Origin of the sequence: Bosea sp. F3-2, from assembly GCF_008253865.1 — a bacterium.
Classification (GTDB): domain Bacteria; phylum Pseudomonadota; class Alphaproteobacteria; order Rhizobiales; family Beijerinckiaceae; genus Allobosea.
The window spans coordinates 2,825,792-2,844,989 of sequence record NZ_CP042331.1 but is presented as its reverse complement, the minus strand read 5'-3'; the positions used below and the strand labels follow the sequence as shown (position 1 = coordinate 2,844,989).

General features: G+C 65.7%; 15 protein-coding genes and 1 tRNA gene. 11 read left to right on the top strand and 5 right to left on the bottom strand.

What is annotated here, in order from left to right; translation table 11 throughout:
* Positions 1-62 precede the first annotated feature (62 nt).
* From ptsP to FQV39_RS13055, 5 genes are all read left to right on the top strand, one after another.
* Positions 63-2,330, top strand: coding sequence for a phosphoenolpyruvate--protein phosphotransferase (gene ptsP, locus FQV39_RS13070; protein WP_149130685.1), 2,268 nt, complete (start codon positions 63-65; stop codon positions 2,328-2,330).
* A gap of 49 nt (positions 2,331-2,379) precedes the next feature.
* On the top strand, positions 2,380-3,465 hold the full coding sequence (gene prfA, locus FQV39_RS13065) for a peptide chain release factor 1 (RefSeq protein ID WP_149130684.1): 1,086 nt from the start codon (positions 2,380-2,382) through the stop codon (positions 3,463-3,465).
* 257 nt (positions 3,466-3,722) lie between these two features.
* Positions 3,723-3,974 carry a hypothetical protein gene (locus tag FQV39_RS33700; RefSeq protein ID WP_248313352.1) on the top strand — a complete coding sequence of 84 codons (252 nt, stop codon included), beginning with the start codon at positions 3,723-3,725 and terminating at the stop codon, positions 3,972-3,974.
* A gap of 62 nt (positions 3,975-4,036) precedes the next feature.
* Positions 4,037-4,876: a peptide chain release factor N(5)-glutamine methyltransferase gene (prmC, locus tag FQV39_RS13060; RefSeq protein WP_248313351.1), complete on the top strand. Its 840-nt coding sequence runs from the start codon at positions 4,037-4,039 to the stop codon at positions 4,874-4,876.
* A gap of 423 nt (positions 4,877-5,299) precedes the next feature.
* Positions 5,300-6,277 (top strand): DUF4167 domain-containing protein, encoded by a 978-nt coding sequence (locus tag FQV39_RS13055; protein ID WP_187640269.1) that lies wholly within the window; start codon positions 5,300-5,302, stop codon positions 6,275-6,277.
* Between the two features lie 65 nt (positions 6,278-6,342).
* Here the strand turns inward: FQV39_RS13055 and FQV39_RS13050 are convergent, their stop codons facing one another.
* Together FQV39_RS13050 and FQV39_RS13045 are read right to left on the bottom strand one after the other, a co-directional pair.
* Complete coding sequence (locus FQV39_RS13050; RefSeq protein ID WP_149130681.1) at positions 6,343-7,128, bottom strand: MOSC domain-containing protein; 786 nt, start codon at positions 7,126-7,128, stop codon at positions 6,343-6,345.
* A gap of 141 nt (positions 7,129-7,269) precedes the next feature.
* The gene (locus FQV39_RS13045; RefSeq protein ID WP_149130680.1) at positions 7,270-7,578 is read right to left on the bottom strand and encodes a DUF2293 domain-containing protein; all 309 of its coding nucleotides are present in this window, start codon (positions 7,576-7,578) and stop codon (positions 7,270-7,272) included.
* Positions 7,579-7,753: 175 nt separating this feature from the next.
* On the opposite strand from FQV39_RS13045, the gene clpB reads away from it, so the two are divergent.
* Entirely contained in the window at positions 7,754-10,372 is a 2,619-nt protein-coding gene (gene clpB, locus FQV39_RS13040) for an ATP-dependent chaperone ClpB (RefSeq protein ID WP_149130679.1), read from the top strand.
* A 104-nt stretch (positions 10,373-10,476) separates the two neighbouring features.
* Here the strand turns inward: clpB and metW are convergent, their stop codons facing one another.
* Both metW and metX read right to left on the bottom strand, forming a co-directional pair.
* Positions 10,477-11,100 carry a methionine biosynthesis protein MetW gene (metW, locus tag FQV39_RS13035; protein ID WP_149130678.1) on the bottom strand — a complete coding sequence of 208 codons (624 nt, stop codon included), beginning with the start codon at positions 11,098-11,100 and terminating at the stop codon, positions 10,477-10,479.
* 172 nt (positions 11,101-11,272) lie between these two features.
* Complete coding sequence (gene metX, locus FQV39_RS13030; protein WP_149130677.1) at positions 11,273-12,442, bottom strand: homoserine O-acetyltransferase MetX; 1,170 nt, start codon at positions 12,440-12,442, stop codon at positions 11,273-11,275.
* Between the two features lie 172 nt (positions 12,443-12,614).
* Between metX and FQV39_RS13025 the strand changes: the two genes are divergently transcribed.
* The 4 genes from FQV39_RS13025 to FQV39_RS13010 all read left to right on the top strand — a co-directional run bounded on the left by FQV39_RS13025 (position 12,615) and on the right by FQV39_RS13010 (position 15,805).
* Positions 12,615-13,451, top strand: coding sequence for a chorismate mutase (locus FQV39_RS13025; RefSeq protein WP_149130676.1), 837 nt, complete (start codon positions 12,615-12,617; stop codon positions 13,449-13,451).
* A 154-nt stretch (positions 13,452-13,605) separates the two neighbouring features.
* Entirely contained in the window at positions 13,606-14,709 is a 1,104-nt protein-coding gene (gene hisC, locus FQV39_RS13020) for a histidinol-phosphate transaminase (protein ID WP_149130675.1), read from the top strand.
* 5 nt (positions 14,710-14,714) lie between these two features.
* Positions 14,715-15,653: a prephenate/arogenate dehydrogenase family protein gene (locus tag FQV39_RS13015; RefSeq protein WP_149130674.1), complete on the top strand. Its 939-nt coding sequence runs from the start codon at positions 14,715-14,717 to the stop codon at positions 15,651-15,653.
* A gap of 76 nt (positions 15,654-15,729) precedes the next feature.
* Positions 15,730-15,805: transfer RNA gene (locus FQV39_RS13010), tRNA-Thr, on the top strand.
* Between the two features lie 100 nt (positions 15,806-15,905).
* Here the strand turns inward: FQV39_RS13010 and FQV39_RS13005 are convergent.
* Positions 15,906-16,151: a hypothetical protein gene (locus tag FQV39_RS13005; RefSeq protein WP_149130673.1), complete on the bottom strand. Its 246-nt coding sequence runs from the start codon at positions 16,149-16,151 to the stop codon at positions 15,906-15,908.
* Between the two features lie 265 nt (positions 16,152-16,416).
* Between FQV39_RS13005 and FQV39_RS13000 the strand changes: the two genes are divergently transcribed.
* The gene (locus FQV39_RS13000; protein ID WP_149130672.1) at positions 16,417-19,179 is read left to right on the top strand and encodes an aminotransferase class I/II-fold pyridoxal phosphate-dependent enzyme; all 2,763 of its coding nucleotides are present in this window, start codon (positions 16,417-16,419) and stop codon (positions 19,177-19,179) included.
* Positions 19,180-19,198: the final 19 nt, after the last annotated feature.

Sequence of the window (19,198 nt, the reverse complement as noted above, 5' to 3'; positions counted from 1 at the left end):
CTCAGGGTCGGACAGGCATCGTATCATCGATGGCTGAGGAGGCGGGCGGAGGGCTGAGATCGATGCGAGGCGCTCTGGGAGGACCGGGCGTTCTGTTGCGCCGCCTCCGCGAGGTTATGGCCGCATCGATCAGCCCGCAGGAACGGCTTGATCGGCTCGTCGTCCTGATCGCCGGCAATCTCGTCGCGGAAGTCTGTTCCGTCTACGTCCTGCGCGAGGACGGCTCGCTCGAACTCTACGCCACCGAAGGCCTCAACCGCGAAGCCGTCCACCTCACGACCATGCGCGCCGGGGAGGGCCTCGTCGGCCTGATCGCGAGTGAGGCCGAGCCCTTGGCGCTCTCGGACGCGCAGGCGCATCCCTCCTTCTCCTACCGGCCCGAGACGGGCGAGGAGGTCTATCGCTCCTTCCTCGGCGTGCCGATCCTGCGTGGCGGCGCCGTGATGGGCGTGCTCGTCATCCAGAACCGGGCCTCGCGCATCTATTCCGAAGAGGAGATCGAGACCCTCCAGACCACCGCCATGCTGATGGCGGAGATGATCGCGGCCGGCGGGCTGAAATCGCTGGCCGCACCCGGCGCCTCCATCGGTCTCGACCGGCCGATCCACGGCGTCGGCGTGATCTTGGCTGACGGCGTCGGCCTCGGGCATGCCGTGCTGCACGAACCCCGTGTCGCGATCAGCAACCTCATCGCCGAAAACCCGGCCGCTGAGGTCAGCCGCCTCGAGGCTGCGATCGGCGAGATGCGCGCCTCGATCGACGAGCTGATCGAGCGTGGCGACGTTGCCCATACCGGCGAGCACCGGGACGTGCTCGAGACTTTCCGGATGTTCGCCCATGATCAGGGCTGGCTGCGCCGGATGCGCGAAGTCGTGCTGACGGGCCTTACCGCGGAGGCGGCGGTCGAGCGCGTCCAGTCCGACACCCGCGCGAAGATGCTGCGCCAGACCGATCCCTATCTGCGGGAGCGGTTGCACGATCTCGACGATCTCGCCAACCGGCTCCTGCGCACCCTTCTCGGCAAAGCCAATGGCGTCGCGCACGAGAAGTTGCCGGAGAACGCAATCCTCGTCGCCCGCTCCATGGGACCCGCCGCGCTGCTCGACTATGAGCGCGCGCATCTGCGCGGCCTCGTCCTGGAGGAAGGCGGCCCGACGAGCCACATCGCCATCGTCGCCCGCGCGCTGGGCATTCCGGCAGTCGGCGAGGTCGCCAATGCGACCGCGCTCGTCCAGGCGGGTGACGCCATCATCGTCGATGGCCAGGCGGGCGAGGTGCAGATCCGTCCGCAGCCCGATGTCGAGAACGCCTACAAGGACAAGGCCCGGCTGCGCGCCCGCAAGCAGAAGCAGTACGAGAAGCTGAAGGAGCTGCCGGCGGCGACCAAGGATGGTGTCGAGATCACCCTGCAGATCAATGCCGGCCTGATCGTCGACATGCCGAACATCGAGGCAACCGCAGCGTCTGGTATCGGCCTCTTCCGCACCGAGCTGCAGTTCATGGTGGCGCAGCACATGCCTACCACCGCCGAGCAGCAGGCGCTCTATGCGGCGGTTCTGGACGCGGCCGGTGCGCTGCCGGTGACTTTCCGCACCCTCGATATCGGCGGCGACAAGGTGCTGCCCTATATGGAGCGGGTCGAGGAGGAGAACCCTGCGCTCGGCTGGCGAGCGATCCGCATCGGGCTCGACAAGCCGCGCCTGCTCAGGGCGCAGCTACGCGCGATGTTGCGTGCTGGCGCTGGGCGCGATCTCAAGATCATGCTGCCGATGGTCGCGACCACGGACGAGTTCCGTCGCGCCCGCGTGATCATCCGCCGCGAGCAGGCGATGCTGGAGAAGCAGGGCGTCGCTCCGCCGCATGATCTGCGCGTCGGCGTGATGGTGGAGGTGCCTTCGCTTCTGTTCGAGTTGCAGGAAATCGCCCGCGAGGCGGATTTCCTCTCGATCGGGACGAACGACCTGATGCAGTTCCTGTTCGCGGCCGACCGCGAGAACAAGCGCGTGGCGGACCGGTTCGATCCGCTCGGTGTCGGTGCGCTCAGGGCACTGCGCCGGATCGTCGATGCGGCGTCGGAAACCAGCTGCCCGGTGACCGTCTGCGGCGAGATGGGCGGCAAGCCGCTGGAGACCATGGCGCTGATCGGGCTCGGCTATCGCGGCTTCTCGATGTCGGCCGCCTCGGTCGGCCCGGTCAAGGCGATGTTGCGTGCGCTCGACGTCCGCAAGCTTCGCGAACGCATGGACTGGATGCTCGCTTCGCCGGAAGGTGCTACCAGCCTGCGCCCGCACCTCGCCGCCTTCGCGGCCGAATTCAAGGTCCCGGTCTAGCGAGGCTGGTCCTCGCACCCGACCTTCTGTTCTTTGTTAGAGTTCTCCGATGTCCCTTCAGCTTCCCCAGGATCGTCTCGACAGCATCGTGGCGCGTCATGCCGCCGCGACGGACGAGATCAACCACGCGAGCGACCCGGTGCGGACCGTCGAATTGGCGAAGGAGCTCTCGGAGCTCGATCCGGTTGTTTCCGCGATCGCTTCCTGGCGCCAGGCGCAGGTCTCGCTGGAGGAGGCTGAGGGACTGATCGCAGATCCCGCGACTGACCCGGAGTTCCGCGATCTCGCCTATGAGGAGCGTGACGCCGCCCGCGCCGAGATCGAGGCGCGCGGCCGCGAGATCCTGATCGCGCTGCTGCCGAAGGATGCGGCCGACGAGCGCGGCGTCATCATCGAAATCCGGGCGGGAACGGGAGGCGATGAAGCCTCGCTCTTCGCCGGTGATCTGCTGCGCATGTATCAGCGCTATGCCGCCCAGAAGGGCTGGAGCATCGACATTCTTTCGGAAAGCGAGGGAACTGTCGGCGGCTACAAGGAAGTCATCGCCGAGATCAACGGCCGCGGCGTCTATGCCAGGCTCAAATTCGAATCCGGCGTTCACCGCGTTCAGCGTGTGCCGGATACCGAGGCGAGCGGGCGCATCCATACTTCGGCGGCGACAGTCGCGACCCTGCCATTGGCCAGTGATGTCGATGTCGTGCTCAATGATGCCGACATCCGCATCGACACGTTGCGCTCCGGCGGCGCGGGTGGCCAGCACGTCAACAAGACGGAATCGGCTGTGCGCCTCACCCATATTCCGACCAATATCGTCGTGCTGGTCCAGGACGAGCGCTCTCAGCACAAGAACAAGGCCAGGGCCTATGAACTGCTGCGCGCCAAACTCTACGACATGGAGCGCCTGCGCGCCGATGCGGAGCGCGCCGCCGATCGGCGTTCGCAGGTGGGCTCCGGCGATCGCTCGGAGCGGATCCGCACCTATAATTTCCCGCAGGGGCGGGTCACCGACCATCGCATCAACTTGACGCTCTACAAGCTCGACGAGATGATGCAGGGTCTCGTTCTCGACGAGATCCTCGATGCTCTGACCGCCGAGCATCAGGCAAGGCTCCTGGCAGAGGAAGGAGCGGCTTAGAGGCCGTTATGGACCATGAGACCGATTTGATGAGGTTTTCACCTCACCCGCAGGGCGCGGCGCTTTTGCGCGACTGCCGTGTCGTTCTTCGTAGCAAACCGAAAGGTTTGCGTCCTCGAACTCCTTGCATTCGCGCAAAATCGCCAGCGTCAAATCGCTCCCATGGTTCATAACAGCCTCTAGGTCCGTGGCGATGAAACCAAATCGCCCGATCGACGTTGGTGACGTATCGACACCAGCAAAGGGGGGAGCCTCCCATGATCAAGACGGTTTCCACGGTTGCAATGGCCAGCCTGATGGCGCTGGCGATGAGCGGAGTCTCGCAGGCTCAGGAGAAGACCTTTCGCAAGATCACCTCCGGCCCGCCAGCGGCCTTGCAGGGGTCGATGACCCAGTCACAGGCGCGCAAGGCCTGCCAGATGGAGATGAAGGGCGCTCGCGAAAGCAAGGCCTCGATCAATACCAAGATGAAGCTGTGCATCGATCAGAAGATGCAGGGCAACAGCTGATCGAAGACGCAACTCTGGCGAGCGCTTCGCCCGCCGGCGTCGATGGGTCAGGGGAGGGCGCCGTGCCGACCGTCAGGGAGGCGCGGCGTCTGCTTGCGCAGCGTCTGATCCAGGCCGGCTCGGAAACCGCCGGGCTCGATGCCCGCCTCCTCGTCGAAGGCAGTCTGGGAGTCGAAAATCCCGACCCCGACATGACCTTGCCGGCAGAGGCGCTTGCCAGGCTGCGCGACTTTGCGGTGCGGCGCATCGCGAGCGAACCGGTCTGGCGCATCCTCGGCGAGCGCGAATTCTGGGGCCTCCCATTCCGGCTCTCGCCCGCGACGCTGGAGCCGCGACCGGACAGTGAGACCATCGTCGAAGCAGCCTTGAAGGAACTGGCTGATCGCCGGGGCGAGGCCCTGAAGCTGCTCGATCTCGGAACCGGAACCGGCTGCCTGCTGATCGCGCTGCTGAGCGAGCTGCCACGGGCGACGGGCATCGGCGTCGATCTGTCGGAGGAGGCCAGCCTGACGGCGGCCGGCAACGCTGCGCTGAACGGGGTGGCCGATCGCGCGCGCTTCCGACAAGGCAACTGGACCGAGGGCCTGAGCGGCCACTTCGACCTGATCCTGTCCAACCCGCCCTATATTCCCTCGGCCGAGATCGCCGGCTTGTCCGTCGAGGTGCGGGAGCATGACCCGTTGCTGGCGCTCGATGGCGGGGAGGATGGGCTGGGGCCTTATCGAATCTTCGCCAGAACCCTGCCCGCTTTGCTGGCGCCGGGCGGCCTCGTCGTCTTTGAGATCGGTGCCGGGCAGGGACCCGATGTCGTCGCGCTGATGCAGGCCGGAGGGCTTGAATTCCGAGGCAGCCGGAACGATCTAGGAGGGCATGAGCGAGCGCTGATCTTCGCGCTCGCCTGAAAATGCACAGGCTTTTGGTCGATTTCACTTGGAGAAGCAGCCAAAAGCCGCTATGCAGCATTTCAGCCGAAGCTGGTGGCGTCAGAGCCGAGCCTCTGGGCAGTTTCCGATCGTACAGGATTTGCTCGAGTTCGGCATCGTTTGCAGGCGTGTTCCTGAAGCGGTGCAGCTGACAAGCCGGGTGGAGCCCCGAAGGCGCGTGGCGCCGATCGGCTCATGGGGTTGAGGCCCCTTTTGGGGCGGGAGCCCCGTTTTGGAAAAGAGCGCGTGAAGACCAGAAACGGCGTATCGCCCCTTCGGGTCAACTCAGTCCGGCACAGCGTCGCAACCCGCTGTGTGTCGCAACGCGCATAACGGCACCACGGTTGCTTTGAGCACAGAAGCGCGAGACAGACGCGAATGAGACCAGGTCAGAACCGGCGTATGCGCGGCCGTAACAACAACGGCAACAACAACGGCAATCGCAAATCTCCCAATCCGCTGCAGCGTAGCTACGAATCAAACGGTCCGGACGTAAAGGTCCGGGGCACGGCGCAGCATGTCGCCGAGAAATATCTGCAGCTTGCACGCGACGCCCAGTCTTCTGGCGATACGGTCGCGGCCGAGAGCTATTTCCAGCACGCCGAGCACTATTATCGCATCCTGCTCGCGGCGCAGGAGCAGATGGCCCAGCAGTTCGGCCACTCCTTCCCGCCGAACCGCGCCTTCGTCGAGGACGCGGATGAGGGTGACGAAGAGGGCGACGAGGAGGCTCAGCCCTTCCAGCCCGGCACGGGGCCGCAGCCCGAGATTCGTGGGCAGAACGGTTATGCCGGCCCGAACGGCTACAACGGCCATGGCGGCCAGCGCACTGAGGGCGAGGGCGGCGAGGGCCAGCAGCAGGGCGGCCAGCGCTTCGATCGCCAGAATCGCCGCGAGCGTTTCAACAATGACCGCCGCTTCGACCGCCAGGATCGCGGTGAGCGTCGCTTCGATCGCAATGCCGAAGGTGGCCAGGGTGGGGCGCCCGGCGGCTATGCACCGCGTCCTGATGCGCCGCGTTCCGACATCCCGGTTGCCGGTGAGGGCTCGGCCGAGGCTGCTCCCGAGCAGGCCCAGGGCGAGCGCCGCTTCGAGCGGAGTGAACGTCCCCAGCGCGAGCGTCGTCCGCGCCGTGAGCGCGAGATCGAGACGGATGCGGGCGAGGATGTCGCCGCCGCCCTACCGTCTTTCCTGACCAACCCCGTGCGCGTCTCGGCGCCGGAGCCGGTCGAGGCAGCACCGGCCGAGCCGGTTGCGGCTCCGGTTGAGGCGGCTGCCGAGGTCGCTGCGGAGCCGGCGCCCAAGCGCACCCGCCGCCGCCGCTCGCCGCGCGAGGTCATGGACGCTCTTGGCTCCGAGACGGATGGGCCGGCCGAGTAAGCCGCGGAATTCGCTGACAGCTTTAAAAAAGGGCCCGTGAGGGCCCTTTTTGTTGGTCTGCGCTCTCAGGCGGTCCCGAGTTCAGCCGGCGCCTCCGCCGGCGTTAGCACGTCGCCTGCCTGCAAGCGCCCGCCCGCGACGATGCGGCAATAGATGCCGCAATCGACATGGCCGTAATTCTGCATCAGCGCCTTCGGGATCTGCATGTCGCGCGCGCCGGTTTCCGGGTCGACATTCGTCGCCGCGCAGCGCTCGATCGGCTTGATCACATGCAGCCGCAGGCCGTCCGGCCCGTCGAGATCGCGGCCCACCAGTTCGTTCTCGGCCCAGGGGGCGAGCCCGCTCACCATCAGATTGCCGCGGAAGCGCAGCGGATCGACCGGCTTTCCCAGCCGTTCTTCGAGATCGGCGACGCTGGCGAGGTTGATGATCGAGACGAATCCCGAGCGGGAATCGGTGAAGCGATAGGTCGAGGGCGCCGTCAGCAGCTTCGGCTCACCACGCAATTCGTCCGGCATGAAGCCCTCGAAGAAGCGTGTGATCGCCGCCCGGCCGTCCTCGCTGGCGGCCGCAGCGCGCAGCACCTCCCGGCCGCCCTCGTCGATGACGAGGTCTCCGCTCGCATCGTCGTAGCGGCTGCGCAGCCGCGCCAGCGACTCGTTGCGCATCAGCATCAGGTACTTGATCTTCGGCTGATGCACCGGCTCGGCCGGGTCGAAGCCGGAGGGGCCATTCTCGATGGCGAAGAGCCGGTCGCCGGGAAAGTAGCCTTCAGTCGGCAGCTCGGCGCCCTGAAGCGGCTCCGGTGAGAGGCCCTTCACAGGGTAACGATAGAGCGTTTCGATGCGCATGGTCCGACCTGAGCAGGCAAAAGGTGGCGGACCATAGCCTTGCCGGCCGGTCCTGACAGATCAAATCTTGTATCTGTTTCGATCAGTCGCTGGCATCGGCCCGAAAAGTGGGAACCGGTTTTCGGGATAGCCGATGCTGCATTACTCGTCCTCGCCATCGCTGACCGAGCGCTGGCAGCCCCAGCCGGCGAGCACGGCATCGGTCTCGTCGGCGACGAAGAAGCGGGCGGCGTCGCGGTCATAGCCTTCCGCCAGCAGGCGTTCGTAGTCGGTATGGACATGGCGCACATGGCTGCCGAGCGCGAGCCAGAGCGCGGTCGAAGGCGGCAGGTCCTTCATATGGCGCCGCTCCGCCAGCGTGATCACCGCCTCCGCGTCGGAGAGCGGAATGCCGGGCGCCAGCGCCCTCAACGCCTTGCGAATCGCCTGCTGTCGCTTGGTCCCGGCCATGCCCGATCTGTGCCTGCCGCTTGCGCCAGGTCAATTGTGGGTCCGCCCCTCTTCCGTTGCGCCAATGCCACACTATCTTGGTGGGCGAGGGGCGGCCCATCGCGGCGCCCCATCCTGATGAAAGGGCAGCGGAACACGTCGCCACGGGGCGCGTTCCGCGGGCGGAGTGACTTGAATGAACATTGAAAAATATACGGATCGCGCGAAGGGCTTTCTCCAGGCGGCACAGACGATCGCGCTGCGCGAGGGGCATCAGCAGTTCACGCCGGAGCATCTGCTCAAGGCGTTGCTCGACGACAACGAGGGCATGGCGGCCGGTCTGATCGACCGGGCCGGCGGGCAGTCGCGTGTCGCGCTGCAATTCGTCGATCAGGCATTGGCGAAGATCCCGAAGGTCTCAGGCGGTTCGGGCGGCCTCAACCTGACGCCGGGCCTGGCGCGTGTCTTCGACACCGCCGAGAAGGCGGCGGAGAAGGCCGGCGATAGCTTCGTCACGGTCGAGCGGCTCTTGCTCGCTCTGGCGATCGAGAAGGACACCGAGGCCGGCAAGGCTCTGTCGAAGGCCGGCGTGACGCCGCAGGCGCTCAACGCCGCGATCGAGGCGATCCGGAAGGGCCGCACCGCCGATTCCGCTTCGGCCGAGCAGGCCTATGACGCGTTGAAGAAATACGCCCGCGACCTCACCGCAGCGGCGCGCGAGGGCAAGCTCGACCCGGTCATCGGCCGCGACGAGGAGATCCGTCGCACCATCCAGGTGCTGTCGCGCCGGACCAAGAACAACCCTGTCCTGATCGGTGAGCCCGGCGTCGGCAAGACCGCCATCGCCGAGGGCCTCGCGCTGCGCATCGTCAATGGCGACGTGCCCGAGAGCCTGAAGGACAAGGAACTGCTCGCCCTCGACATGGGCTCGCTGATTGCGGGTGCAAAATATCGCGGCGAGTTCGAAGAGCGGCTGAAGGCGGTGCTGACCGAGGTCTCCTCCTCGGATGGCGGCGTCATCCTGTTCATCGACGAGATGCACACCCTCGTCGGCGCCGGCAAGACCGATGGCGCGATGGATGCCTCCAACCTGCTGAAGCCGGCGCTCGCGCGCGGCGAGCTGCACTGCATTGGCGCGACCACGCTCGACGAGTACCGCAAATATGTCGAGAAGGACGCGGCGCTGGCGCGGCGTTTCCAGCCCGTCTTCGTCGACGAGCCGACGGTCGAGGACACCATCTCGATCCTGCGCGGCCTGAAGGAGAAGTACGAGCAGCACCACCGCGTTCGCATCACCGACTCGGCGCTGGTTTCGGCCGCGACGCTGTCGAACCGCTACATCACCGACCGCTTCCTGCCCGACAAGGCGATCGACCTCGTCGACGAGGCGTCGGCGCGGCTGCGCATGCAGGTCGACTCCAAGCCCGAGGAGCTGGATTCGATCGACCGCGAGATCGTGCGGCTGAAGATCGAGCAGGAGGCGCTCAAGAAGGAAAACGACGCCGGCTCGAAGGAGCGGCTGAGGCGGCTCGAATCCGAATTGGCCGATCTGGAGACGCGCTCCGACACGATCACGACCAGGTGGAAGGCCGAGAAGGACAAGCTCGGCCAGGCTGCGGAGCTCAAGACCAAGCTCGACAATGCCCGCAACGAGCTCGCCCAGGCGCAGCGCAAGGGCGAGTACCAGCGGGCGGGCGAGCTCGCTTATGGCGAGATTCCGCAGCTTGAGAAGCGGCTGGCCGAGATCGAGGAGAAGGGCGAGAGCGCCGGCATGGTCGAGGAGGCGGTGACGCCGGACCATGTCGCGGCGGTCGTCTCGCGCTGGACCGGCGTGCCCGTCGACAAGATGCTCGAAGGCGAGAGGGAGAAGCTGCTCCGCATGGAGGAGGTTCTGGCCTCCCGCGTCGTCGGGCAGCGTGAGGCGGTGGAGGCGGTCTCGACCGCTGTCCGCCGGGCGCGCGCCGGCCTGCAGGACCCGAACCGTCCGATCGGCTCCTTCATGTTCCTCGGCCCCACCGGCGTCGGCAAGACGGAGCTGACCAAGGCGTTGGCTTCGTTCCTGTTCGACGACGACACCGCGCTCGTGCGCATCGACATGTCCGAATACATGGAGAAGCACTCGGTCGCCCGGCTCATCGGCGCGCCTCCCGGCTATGTCGGCTATGAGGAGGGCGGGGCGCTGACGGAGGCGGTGCGCCGCCGGCCCTATCAGGTCGTGCTCTTCGACGAGATCGAGAAGGCGCATCCGGACGTGTTCAACGTCCTGCTGCAGGTTCTCGACGACGGACGCCTGACCGACGGTCAGGGCCGCACAGTCGATTTCCGCAACGTGCTGATCATCATGACCTCGAACCTCGGTTCGGAGTTTCTGGTGAACCAGCCCGAGGGGCAGGACAGCGATGCGGTTCGCGACGAGGTCATGGGCGTGGTCCGCCATGCCTTCCGGCCGGAGTTCCTGAACCGGATCGACGACATCATCCTGTTCCACCGCCTGCGGCGGCAGGACATGGGCGCGATCGTCGATATCCAGATGGCCCGCCTGCAGAAGCTTCTGGTTGATCGCAAGATCACGCTCGAGCTCTCCAAGGAGGCGCGCGAGTGGCTGGCGGACAAGGGCTACGACCCTGCTTATGGCGCGCGTCCGCTCAAGCGCGTCATCCAGAAGTCGGTGCAGGATCCGTTGGCTGAAGCCATCCTCGCCGGCGAGATCGTCGACGGCGAGACGGTTCCGGTCACCGTCGGGCCGGGATCGCTGATGCTGGGCGATATCGCGGCCGTGAAGGAGAAGCGGCCGGCGGGCGTCGCGCTGAACTGACGTGGCGAAGCCGCGTCATCCTCGGGCGCCGCGCAGCGGCGACCCGGGGATCTCGTTGAGAGATGCTCGGGTCAAGCCCGAGCATGACGGGCGCAAGGCGCCCGTCACCGCCGCTTCAGCAGAAACACCGCCTGCGCGCCGAACAGGTTCCAGAACCACCAGGGCGCGTTGACGCCGACCTTGCCGCCGGCGGCGTCGAGCGCCACGGCGCGTTCCTTCTTGGCGCCGATCTGGTCGCAGAGCGCGACGAAGTCGCGGATCGTGCAGAAATGGATGTTGGGCGTGTCCCACCACGAATAGGGCAGGGCGTCCGTCACTGGCATCCGCCCCTGGAAGAACACCTGGCTGCGCATCCGCCAGTGCCCGAAATTCGGGAAGGAGACGATGGCGTGCCGGCCGATGCGCAGCATCTGCTCCAGTACGAGTCGCGGATTGCGCGTCGCCTGGATCGTCTGGGACAGGATGACATAGTCGAAGGAATCGTCGGGATAGTCGGCGAGGTCGGTATCGGCATCGCCCTGGATCACCGAAAGCCCCCGCGCCACGCAACCGGCGACGCCTTCGCGCGAAAGCTCGATGCCGCGCGCATCGACCCTGCGGGTGTCGGCGAGCAGGGCCAGCAGCGCGCCATCGCCACAGCCGACATCGAGCACGCGCGTGCCTGGCATCACCATCTCGGCGACGAGTCTGAGGTCGATGCGATTGGTCTGGTTGTCGGGAAGGCTCATGGCGCTACCTGCCCCCTCTCCCCCTGCGGGAGAGGGTTGGGGTGAGGGGTCTCGCGACAGAAGTCGCTGGCGAATGGTGTTGGAGCGTTGCGCGACCCCTCATCCGGCCGCTGCACGGCCACCTTCTCCCGCAGGGGGAGAAGGGAAGGGCGCAGTTGCGCGGGGAATACCATCAAAGCCCCCGTGCCCGTGCTGCTGCGCCGATGAAGCCGCGCGTCGTGGCGAAGAGGTTGGGCTCTTCCAGCAGGAAGGCATCGTGCCCCTTGTCGCTCTCCAGCTCGACGAAGGAGACCGAGGCGCCGGCCGCATTGAGCGCATGTACGATCGCGCGGGAATCGGCGGTGGGGAACAGCCAGTCCGAGGTGAAGGACGCCACGCAGAAGCGCGTCTTCGTGCCCGTGAAGGCACGCGCCAGCCCGCCGTCATGGTCGGCTGCGAGGTCGAAATAATCCATCGCCCGCGTGACGTAGAGATAGGAATTGGCGTCGAAACGCTCGACGAAGCTCAGCCCCTGATGGCGGAGGTAACTTTCCACCTGAAAGTCCGCATCGAAGGAGAAGGTCGGTGCCTCCCGGTCCTGCAGCTTGCGGCCGAACTTGCGGTGCAGCGCCTGCTCCGAGAGATAGGTGATATGCGCGCCCATCCGCGCCACCGAAAGCCCCTTGGCCGGGCGCGTGCCCTCTTCGAGATAGCGCCCCTGCCGCCAGTCGGGATCGGCCATCACCGCCTGCCGGCCAACCTCATGGAAGGCGATGTTCTGGGCCGAGTGCTTGGCGCCGGTCGCCAGCGGCAGCGCCGAGAACACGCGGCTCGGATAGCTCGCCGCCCACTGCAGCACCTGCATGCCGCCCATCGAACCGCCTGCGACGCAGAACAGCGTCTCGATGCCGAGCGAGTCGACCAGCGCGGCCTGCGCCCGCACCATGTCGCGGATGGTGACGACCGGGAAGGACAGGCCCCAAGGCTTGCCGGTTGTCGGGTTGGTCGAGGCCGGCCCGGTCGTACCGGTGCAGCCGCCGACGACGTTCGCGCAGATCACGAAGAAGCGCTCGGTGTCGATCGGCTTGCCCGGTCCGATCATCGCGGTCCACCAGCCGCTCTTGCCGGTGATCGGGTTGCGGCTAGCGACATACTGGTCGCCAGTCAGGGCATGGCAGACCAGGATCGCGTTCGACTTGTTGGCGTTGAGCTCGCCATAGGTCTGGTAGGCGATCTGCCAGTGGTCGAGCACCACGCCGCAATCCATCAGCAGCGGCGTGTCCGGTCCGAAGCGTGCGACCGGGCTCGAAGGCTCGTTTGCCTCCTTCTGCGGATCGGCCAGGCTAGGGGAGAGATCGCTCATTTCGTCCGCTTCGACAGAGTGATTTGTCTTGCCGGTCCAGGCGTTCGGAAAATCGAACTCTAGCGATGCCGCGTGAAAGCAGCGCTGTCAACGCGGGACTGCGCAGCCGGCTTTGCCAAGGCCGCGTTGGAGCGCTAAGGAGCGTGGCCTTGCCGGAAAGCGCGTTCTTGCCATGACCGAAGCCGCCCCCACGACCCTCGCCGATCTGCGTGCAGAGATCGATCGTATCGACAGCGAGATGCATGCGCTGCTGATGGAGCGCTCGCAGATCATCGAGACGCTGATTTCCGTCAAGAAGACGCAAGCCTCCGGCTCCGCCTTCCGCCCCGGCCGCGAGGCCGACATGATGAAGCGCCTTGCGCTGCGCCATAAGGGGCTCTTGCCGCTCGACACGGTCGAGAGCATCTGGCGGATCATCATTGCCACCTTCACCTATGTGCAGGCGAATTACTCGGTGCATGCCGATGTCTCCGGCGGCGACCCGGCGATGCGCGATTCCGCCCGCTTCCATTTCGGCTTCACCGTGCCCTTCGTTCCGCATGAGGATGCCCGTGCCGTCATTCGCGCCGTGGCCGAGTCCGCCGGCGATCTCGGTATCTTCCGCATGGACCAGGGCGCCAGCGCCGGCATCTGGTGGCGCGACCTGATCGGGCCGGACAGGCCGAAGATCATCGCGCGCCTGCCCTTCATCGAGCGCCCGGACCATCCGGCCGGCACGCCGGTCTACTGCATCGCCAAGCCGCTGACCGACGCGGCTGTGCGCGAGATCGTGCTCTACGCCGCCCGCGTCGAGCGCTGGTCGGAAACACTGCGCCACGGCCTCGCCGAGCATCTGGCCGAAGTCTCGGCCTCGGCAGCGGACGGCTCGCATCTGTCGCTGCTGGTCGCGGCCTCCGGAGAGGTCGATCAGGCCGCGATCCGCAATGCGCTGGCGCCGGCCGGCCTCAGTGACTTCTCGGAAGTCGGCAGCCACGCCGCTCGTTTCTCTGTCAAATCCGCCCGTTCGTGACCTTTATGAATTTCCCTTGATCCTCTGACGTCATCCCGGACGAGCGAAGCGAAGATCCGGGATCCATCGTAGAGTGCGGCGCCCTCCGATGGATCCCGGATCTCCCTCTGGTCGCCCGGAATGACGATGCGGATATGAACCGAAAGACCAAAAGATGACCGCCTCCCGCCCCACCCCGCGTCCCGGTGTCCTCGACATCGAGGCCTATGTCCCCGGTAAGTCCGCAGCGCCTGCCGGCGTGAAGCTGCACAAGCTCTCCTCCAACGAGACGCCGCTCGGCCCGAGCCCCAAGGCGGTCGAGGCCTTCCAGAGCCTTGCGAGCAAGCTGGAGTTCTATCCGGACGGCTCCTCGAACAAGCTGCGCGCCGCGATTGCCGGCCGCTACGGCCTCGATCCCGCCCGCATTCTCTGCGGCACCGGCTCCGATGAATTGCTGCAGCTCATCACCAAGGCCTATCTCGGCGACGGCGACGAGGGCGTCTTCACCGAGCACGGCTTCCTCGTCTACCGCATCGCCATCCTCGCCGCCGGCGGCAAGCCCGTCGTCGTCAAGGAGAAGAACTATACGGCCGATGTCGACGCCATCCTCGCGGCGGTGACGCCGAAGACGAAGATCGTCTTCCTGGCCAACCCCAACAACCCGACCGGCACCTATCTGCCGTTCGACGAGGTCAAGCGCCTGCATGCCGGCCTGCCGTCGAACGTTCTGCTCGTGCTCGACGCGGCCTATGCCGAATATGTCCGCCGCAACGACTACGCGTCGGGCCTCGAACTCGTGGCCGAGAGCGAGAACGTCGTGATGACCCGCACTTTCTCGAAGATCTATGGCCTCGCCAATCTGCGCATCGGCTGGCTCTACGCGCCGGCCCATATCGTCGATGCGCTCGACCGCATCCGCGGCCCCTTCAACGTCAACGGCGCCGCGATCGAGGCGGGCGCTGCCGCCGTTGCCGACGAGGCTCATGTCGCCGCCGCGATCGAGCACAATGAGAAGTGGCTGGCCTGGACGACGGCCGAGCTGGAGAAGCTCGGCCTCACTGTCACGCCCTCGGTCGGCAACTTCATCCTGATCCATTTCCCGAAGACGCCGGGCAAGACGGCGAAGGAGGCCGACGCCTTCCTGACCCAGCGCGGGCTCATCCTGCGCGCCGTCGCCTCCTATGGCCTGCCGGATGCGCTGCGCATGACCATCGGCTCCGAGGAGGCGAACCGCCTCGTCGTCGCCGCGCTCGCAGACTTCCTCGCCGGCAAGGCCTGACGCGGATGGCGGAGAGCTTCGCACCGCGCCGCAGTGAGCCGGTCTTCGGCCGTCTCGCCATCATCGGCATCGGGCTGATCGGCTCCTCGATCGCGCGGGCGGCGAAGGAGCTGAACCTCGCCGGCACGATCGTGCTGTCGGATCGCGACGAAACTGTTCGCCAGCGCGCCCGCGAGCTCGGCCTCGGCCATGCCGTTGCCGAAACGGCGGCCGAAGCGGCGCGCGATGCCGACCATATCGTCCTCTGCGTGCCCGTGGGCGCCTGCGGGGCGGTCGCGGCCGAGATCGCTTCCGAATTGAAGCCGGGCGCGATCCTCTCCGATGTCGGCTCGGTCAAGGGCTCGGTGGTCGATGCGGTCCTGCCGCATCTGCCGGAGGGCGTCTCCTTCGTGCCGGCTCATCCGGTCGCGGGCACCGAGAATTCCGGCCCCGATGCCGGTTTCCCGAGCCTTTTCCTCAACCGCTGGTGCATCCTGACGCCGCCGGAAGGCACGGACCCCGCCGCGGTCGCGAAGACCCGCCAGCTCTGGGAGGGGATGGGCGCACTCGTCGAGGTGATGAGCGCGCAGCATCACGACCTCGTGCTCGCCATCACCAGCCACCTGCCGCATCTGATCGCCTACAACATCGTCGGCACGGCCGAGGATCTCGAGGCGGTGACGCAATCCGAGGTGATCAAGTTTTCCGCCGGCGGTTTCCGCGACTTCACCCGCATCGCCGCCTCCGACCCGACGATGTGGCGCGACGTCTTCCTGCACAACAAGGAGGCGGTGTTGGAGATGCTCGGCCGTTTCAACGAGGACCTCGCGTTGCTCACCCGCGCCATCCGCTATGGCGATGGCGAGACGCTGCACAAGCACTTCACCCGCACCCGCGCCATCCGTCGCGGTATCGTTGCGCTCGGCCAGGAGAAGCCGGAGACCGAAAAGCTGCGCAAGGATTGAAAAGGCGCAGATGCCTGTGGTGAGCAGCGGTTGCGGCTTGCCAAGCACCCCGCCTGCTGTTACAGCGCCACCCGTTGCCGCAATAGCTCAGCTGGTAGAGCACCTCATTCGTAATGAGGGGGTCGGGGGTTCGAATCCCTCTTGCGGCACCACTTTCATATTCGCCCACGTTCGCTGACGTTCGTAAACCGGCCAAAACGGCCGGTTTTTTCGTATTTGGCGGATTGCCCGCCCATCGCGCTGCGCCGGTGCTTATTTCCTCGCGGAGCGGGCTCGGATCGCTGCCTCGTCGGCCGCCTGTTGGCGCTTGAAGGCATTGATGTTCTCCTGGGCCGCGCGCATGTTTTCGGCTGCACGCCCGTCTTGCATCATGTCGTGCCCCTCTTGCAGAGCATCCATGGCGCATCCCGCCGTGCGATTGCAGGCCGTCGCCGGCTGCGAACCGGCCGACAGGAAAATGGCTGCGCCAGCCGCCGCTATTCCGGCAAGAATGAGCATTTTTCTATCCATGTGACGAGCTCCACGCTGAAGCATTGAACAACGTCTGAGGCGCGTCCGGCCCGCACATGGCTGCACGCAACCAAGACGCGCGCCATGACCTTTCGTCATGGGGCTGAAAAAATGCTGATTGATCTAACGAATACTCCCATCCCGAAAGGCCGGAACCTGTCCCCAAGGACAATACGCGGTCTTCTCTCGTTGTGCTGAATTTGGCGGCCGGCAGGCGCCATACGGATCTTGCAGCCCGAGGGAAGGATTCACGATGGCCTCTCCAGTTCAGGAATCGCGCAGCATCGATCACTTCTTCTCGGCACCCTCCGGTCGAACCGACCGCTGGCGAGATCTCCACGCCGCGGCGCGTTCCTGGTCGAAGGGCGGCAAGAGCCGTCGCGTGGTCGAGATTGCGCTCAATGAACTCGGCGTCATCGAGGAGTTCCATGCATTCCCGGGGGCGGAGCTGCTCGCAACCCTGCGAGGCTTCCTGCAGAACGACGACGCGAACGGTTTCCTGTCGCTCGCCAAGCGCATCTCGCTCGCGATCATCACGGGCAACTACAAGCACGATGCGAAGGAATGGCAGTCGACCGATCTCTCGCTGGCGGAACCGGTGGATGTCATCCCGTCATCGCTGGGGGACAACGCGGCGTACCGTCCCTATTTCGAGATGCTGCTGGTGACGCCGGCCCCGGCGGGCCGTTGGCCGCATATCGCGGCCGAGTTCCGTCGCCTGAGACGCCCCGAGGACGCGTTCGTCTACGAAGCGGTGCTGGTCGGCAGCCTGGAGGATGCGATCTGCGCAGCCGTGCTGAACCCGAACATCGCCGCTGTCGCCATCTACGAAGGCTTTGCGCTGAGGTCCCGGCACGACGCTCCGATCCTGCGCAGCGTCCTCGCCGCGCAGCAGCCGTTCCTCGACAAGGCTGATGAAGCCGACATGGCCCTGCGCCTCGCCGCCGGACTGAAGGCGATCCGGCCCGAGCTCGACATCTACCTGCTCTCCGATCGGCGCGTCGAGAAGCTGGCGGGCGATCCGCGCGCCGCGATGATCCGCCGCGTGATGTACCAGGTCGAGGAGCCGCTCGAACTGCATCTGTCGGTGCTGGAGGGAATCAAGGCGCGTTACGACACGCCCTTCTTCGATAATCTCAAGCTCTATGCGCAAAGGCCGGTCGCCACCTTCCATGCGCTGCCCATCGCGCGCGGCAAGTCGGTGTTCCGCTCGCCCTGGATCCGCGACATGGGCCAGTTCTACGGCATCAATCTCTTCCTTGCGGAGAGCAGCGCCACCACGGGCGGCCTGGATAGCCTGCTGGAGCCTACCGGCAACATCAAGCGCGCCCAGGAGATGGCGGCGCGCGCCTTCGGCGCCGACCACGTCTTCTTCGTGACCAATGGCACCAGCACCTCGAACAAGATGGTTTTGCAGGCGCTGATCGCGCCCGGCGACATCGTCATCCTCGACCGCAACTGCCACAAGTCGCACCATTACGGCCTGGTGCTGAGCGGCGCGCAGCCCGTCTATGTCGAGGCGTTCCCGATGACGGAATACTCGATGTACGGGGCGGTGCCGCTGCGCACCATCAAGAAGGCCCTGCTCGATCTGAAGGCGGAAGGCCGCCTGGATCGCGTCAAGATGGTCGACCTGACCAACTGCACCTTCGACGGCCATATCTACAACACCCGGCGCGTGATGGAGGAATGCCTTGCCATCAAGCCGGACCTGATCTTCCTCTGGGACGAGGCGTGGTTCGGCTTCGCGCGCTGGTCGCCCTTCCTGAGGCCGCGAACGGCGATGGGGGCGGCGGCCGACATCGAAGCCTGGATGGAGGGCCCGGAAGCCGTCGACAGCTATGAGCGGCAGCGCAAGGAACTCGGCGCGGCGCCGTCCGTCGAAACGTTGCTGGACACGCGCCTGATTCCCGATCCGCGCGCTGTCCGGCTGCGTGTCTACCAGACCAACTCGACCCATAAATCCATGTCGGCGATCCGGCAGGGATCGATGGTGCTGGTCCGGGACGTCGACTTCCACAAGGTCGAGGCGCAGTTCCACGAAGCGGTCTTCACCCATGCCTCGACCAGCCCGAACCAGCAGCTGATCGCCAGTCTCGACGTCGCCCGCCGGCAGATGGAGCTTGAGGGCTACGGGCTGGTGATGAACGCGATCGAGGTGGCGCTCGACATCAGGCGTGAGATCGCCATCCACCCGCTGATCTCCAAATACTTCAAGATCGTCGGGGCCGACGGAATGGTGCCCGCTCAGTACCGCACCAGTGGCTTCGTCGACTTCCTTGCGCCCGAGACGCGGTGGGACGATCAGCTGCGCAGCATGCGCGAGGATGAATTCTGCCTCGACCCGACGCGCATGACGCTGGTCTGCGGCACGGCGGGCTTCGACGGCACGTCGTTCAAGGGTTTGCTGGCTTCCGAGTACAACATTCAGGTCAACAAGACCTCGCGCAACTCGGTCCTCATCCAGTCCAACATCAACAATACACGCAGCGACGTGGCGTTGTTGATCAGCGTCCTGCTCAAGATCTGCAACGAGATCGAGACGCGCCTGCGTCAGGGCGGCGAAGGCGAACGCCGGGTCTTCGAGGCCCGTGTGCGCAGCCTGATGAAGGATGTGCCCGAACTCCCGGACTTCAGCCGCTTTCACGAGGCGTTTCGCGGCGATGCCGGCAAGAATACGCCGGAAGGCGATATCCGCACGGCGTTCTTCTCTGCCTATGCCGAGGACAAATGCGAATATCTGCCGATCGACAGCCCCGAATGCGACCGTCGCATCGACAAGGGCCCGGCGCTCATCTCGGCCAATTTCGTCATCCCCTACCCACCGGGCTTCCCGATCCTGGTGCCGGGCCAGGTCGTGACGCATGAAACGATCACCTTCATGCGCAAGCTCGATGTGAAGGAAATCCACGGCTACGAGAAAGCAAAGGGTCTCAAATTGCTGAGGCCGGACGCGCTTTCCGGCAAGAAAGATGTGAGTTCAGAAAAGGATCAGAAGAAGCCGCGAGCAGCCTAGCTGTTCGTCGCTCCTGCCT

Excerpts from the sequence above, each read along its gene's own strand:
- ptsP (WP_149130685.1), top strand. The coding sequence starts at position 63 with ATGCGAGGCGCTCTGGGAGGACCGGGCGTTCTGTTGCGCCGCCTCCGC.
- FQV39_RS13045 (WP_149130680.1), bottom strand. The coding sequence starts at position 7,578 with ATGGCCGGGACCAAGCGACAGCAGGCGATTCGCAAGGCGTTGAGGGCG.
- clpB (WP_149130679.1), top strand. The coding sequence starts at position 7,754 with ATGAACATTGAAAAATATACGGATCGCGCGAAGGGCTTTCTCCAGGCG.
- metX (WP_149130677.1), bottom strand. The coding sequence starts at position 12,442 with ATGAGCGATCTCTCCCCTAGCCTGGCCGATCCGCAGAAGGAGGCAAAC.
- FQV39_RS33700 (WP_248313352.1), top strand. The coding sequence starts at position 3,723 with ATGATCAAGACGGTTTCCACGGTTGCAATGGCCAGCCTGATGGCGCTG.
- hisC (WP_149130675.1), top strand. The coding sequence starts at position 13,606 with ATGACCGCCTCCCGCCCCACCCCGCGTCCCGGTGTCCTCGACATCGAG.
- FQV39_RS13000 (WP_149130672.1), top strand. The coding sequence starts at position 16,417 with ATGGCCTCTCCAGTTCAGGAATCGCGCAGCATCGATCACTTCTTCTCG.
- FQV39_RS13055 (WP_187640269.1), top strand. The coding sequence starts at position 5,300 with ATGCGCGGCCGTAACAACAACGGCAACAACAACGGCAATCGCAAATCT.
- FQV39_RS13015 (WP_149130674.1), top strand. The coding sequence starts at position 14,715 with ATGGCGGAGAGCTTCGCACCGCGCCGCAGTGAGCCGGTCTTCGGCCGT.
- prfA (WP_149130684.1), top strand. The coding sequence starts at position 2,380 with ATGTCCCTTCAGCTTCCCCAGGATCGTCTCGACAGCATCGTGGCGCGT.
- metW (WP_149130678.1), bottom strand. The coding sequence starts at position 11,100 with ATGAGCCTTCCCGACAACCAGACCAATCGCATCGACCTCAGACTCGTC.
- FQV39_RS13005 (WP_149130673.1), bottom strand. The coding sequence starts at position 16,151 with ATGCTCATTCTTGCCGGAATAGCGGCGGCTGGCGCAGCCATTTTCCTG.
- FQV39_RS13025 (WP_149130676.1), top strand. The coding sequence starts at position 12,615 with ATGACCGAAGCCGCCCCCACGACCCTCGCCGATCTGCGTGCAGAGATC.
- FQV39_RS13050 (WP_149130681.1), bottom strand. The coding sequence starts at position 7,128 with ATGCGCATCGAAACGCTCTATCGTTACCCTGTGAAGGGCCTCTCACCG.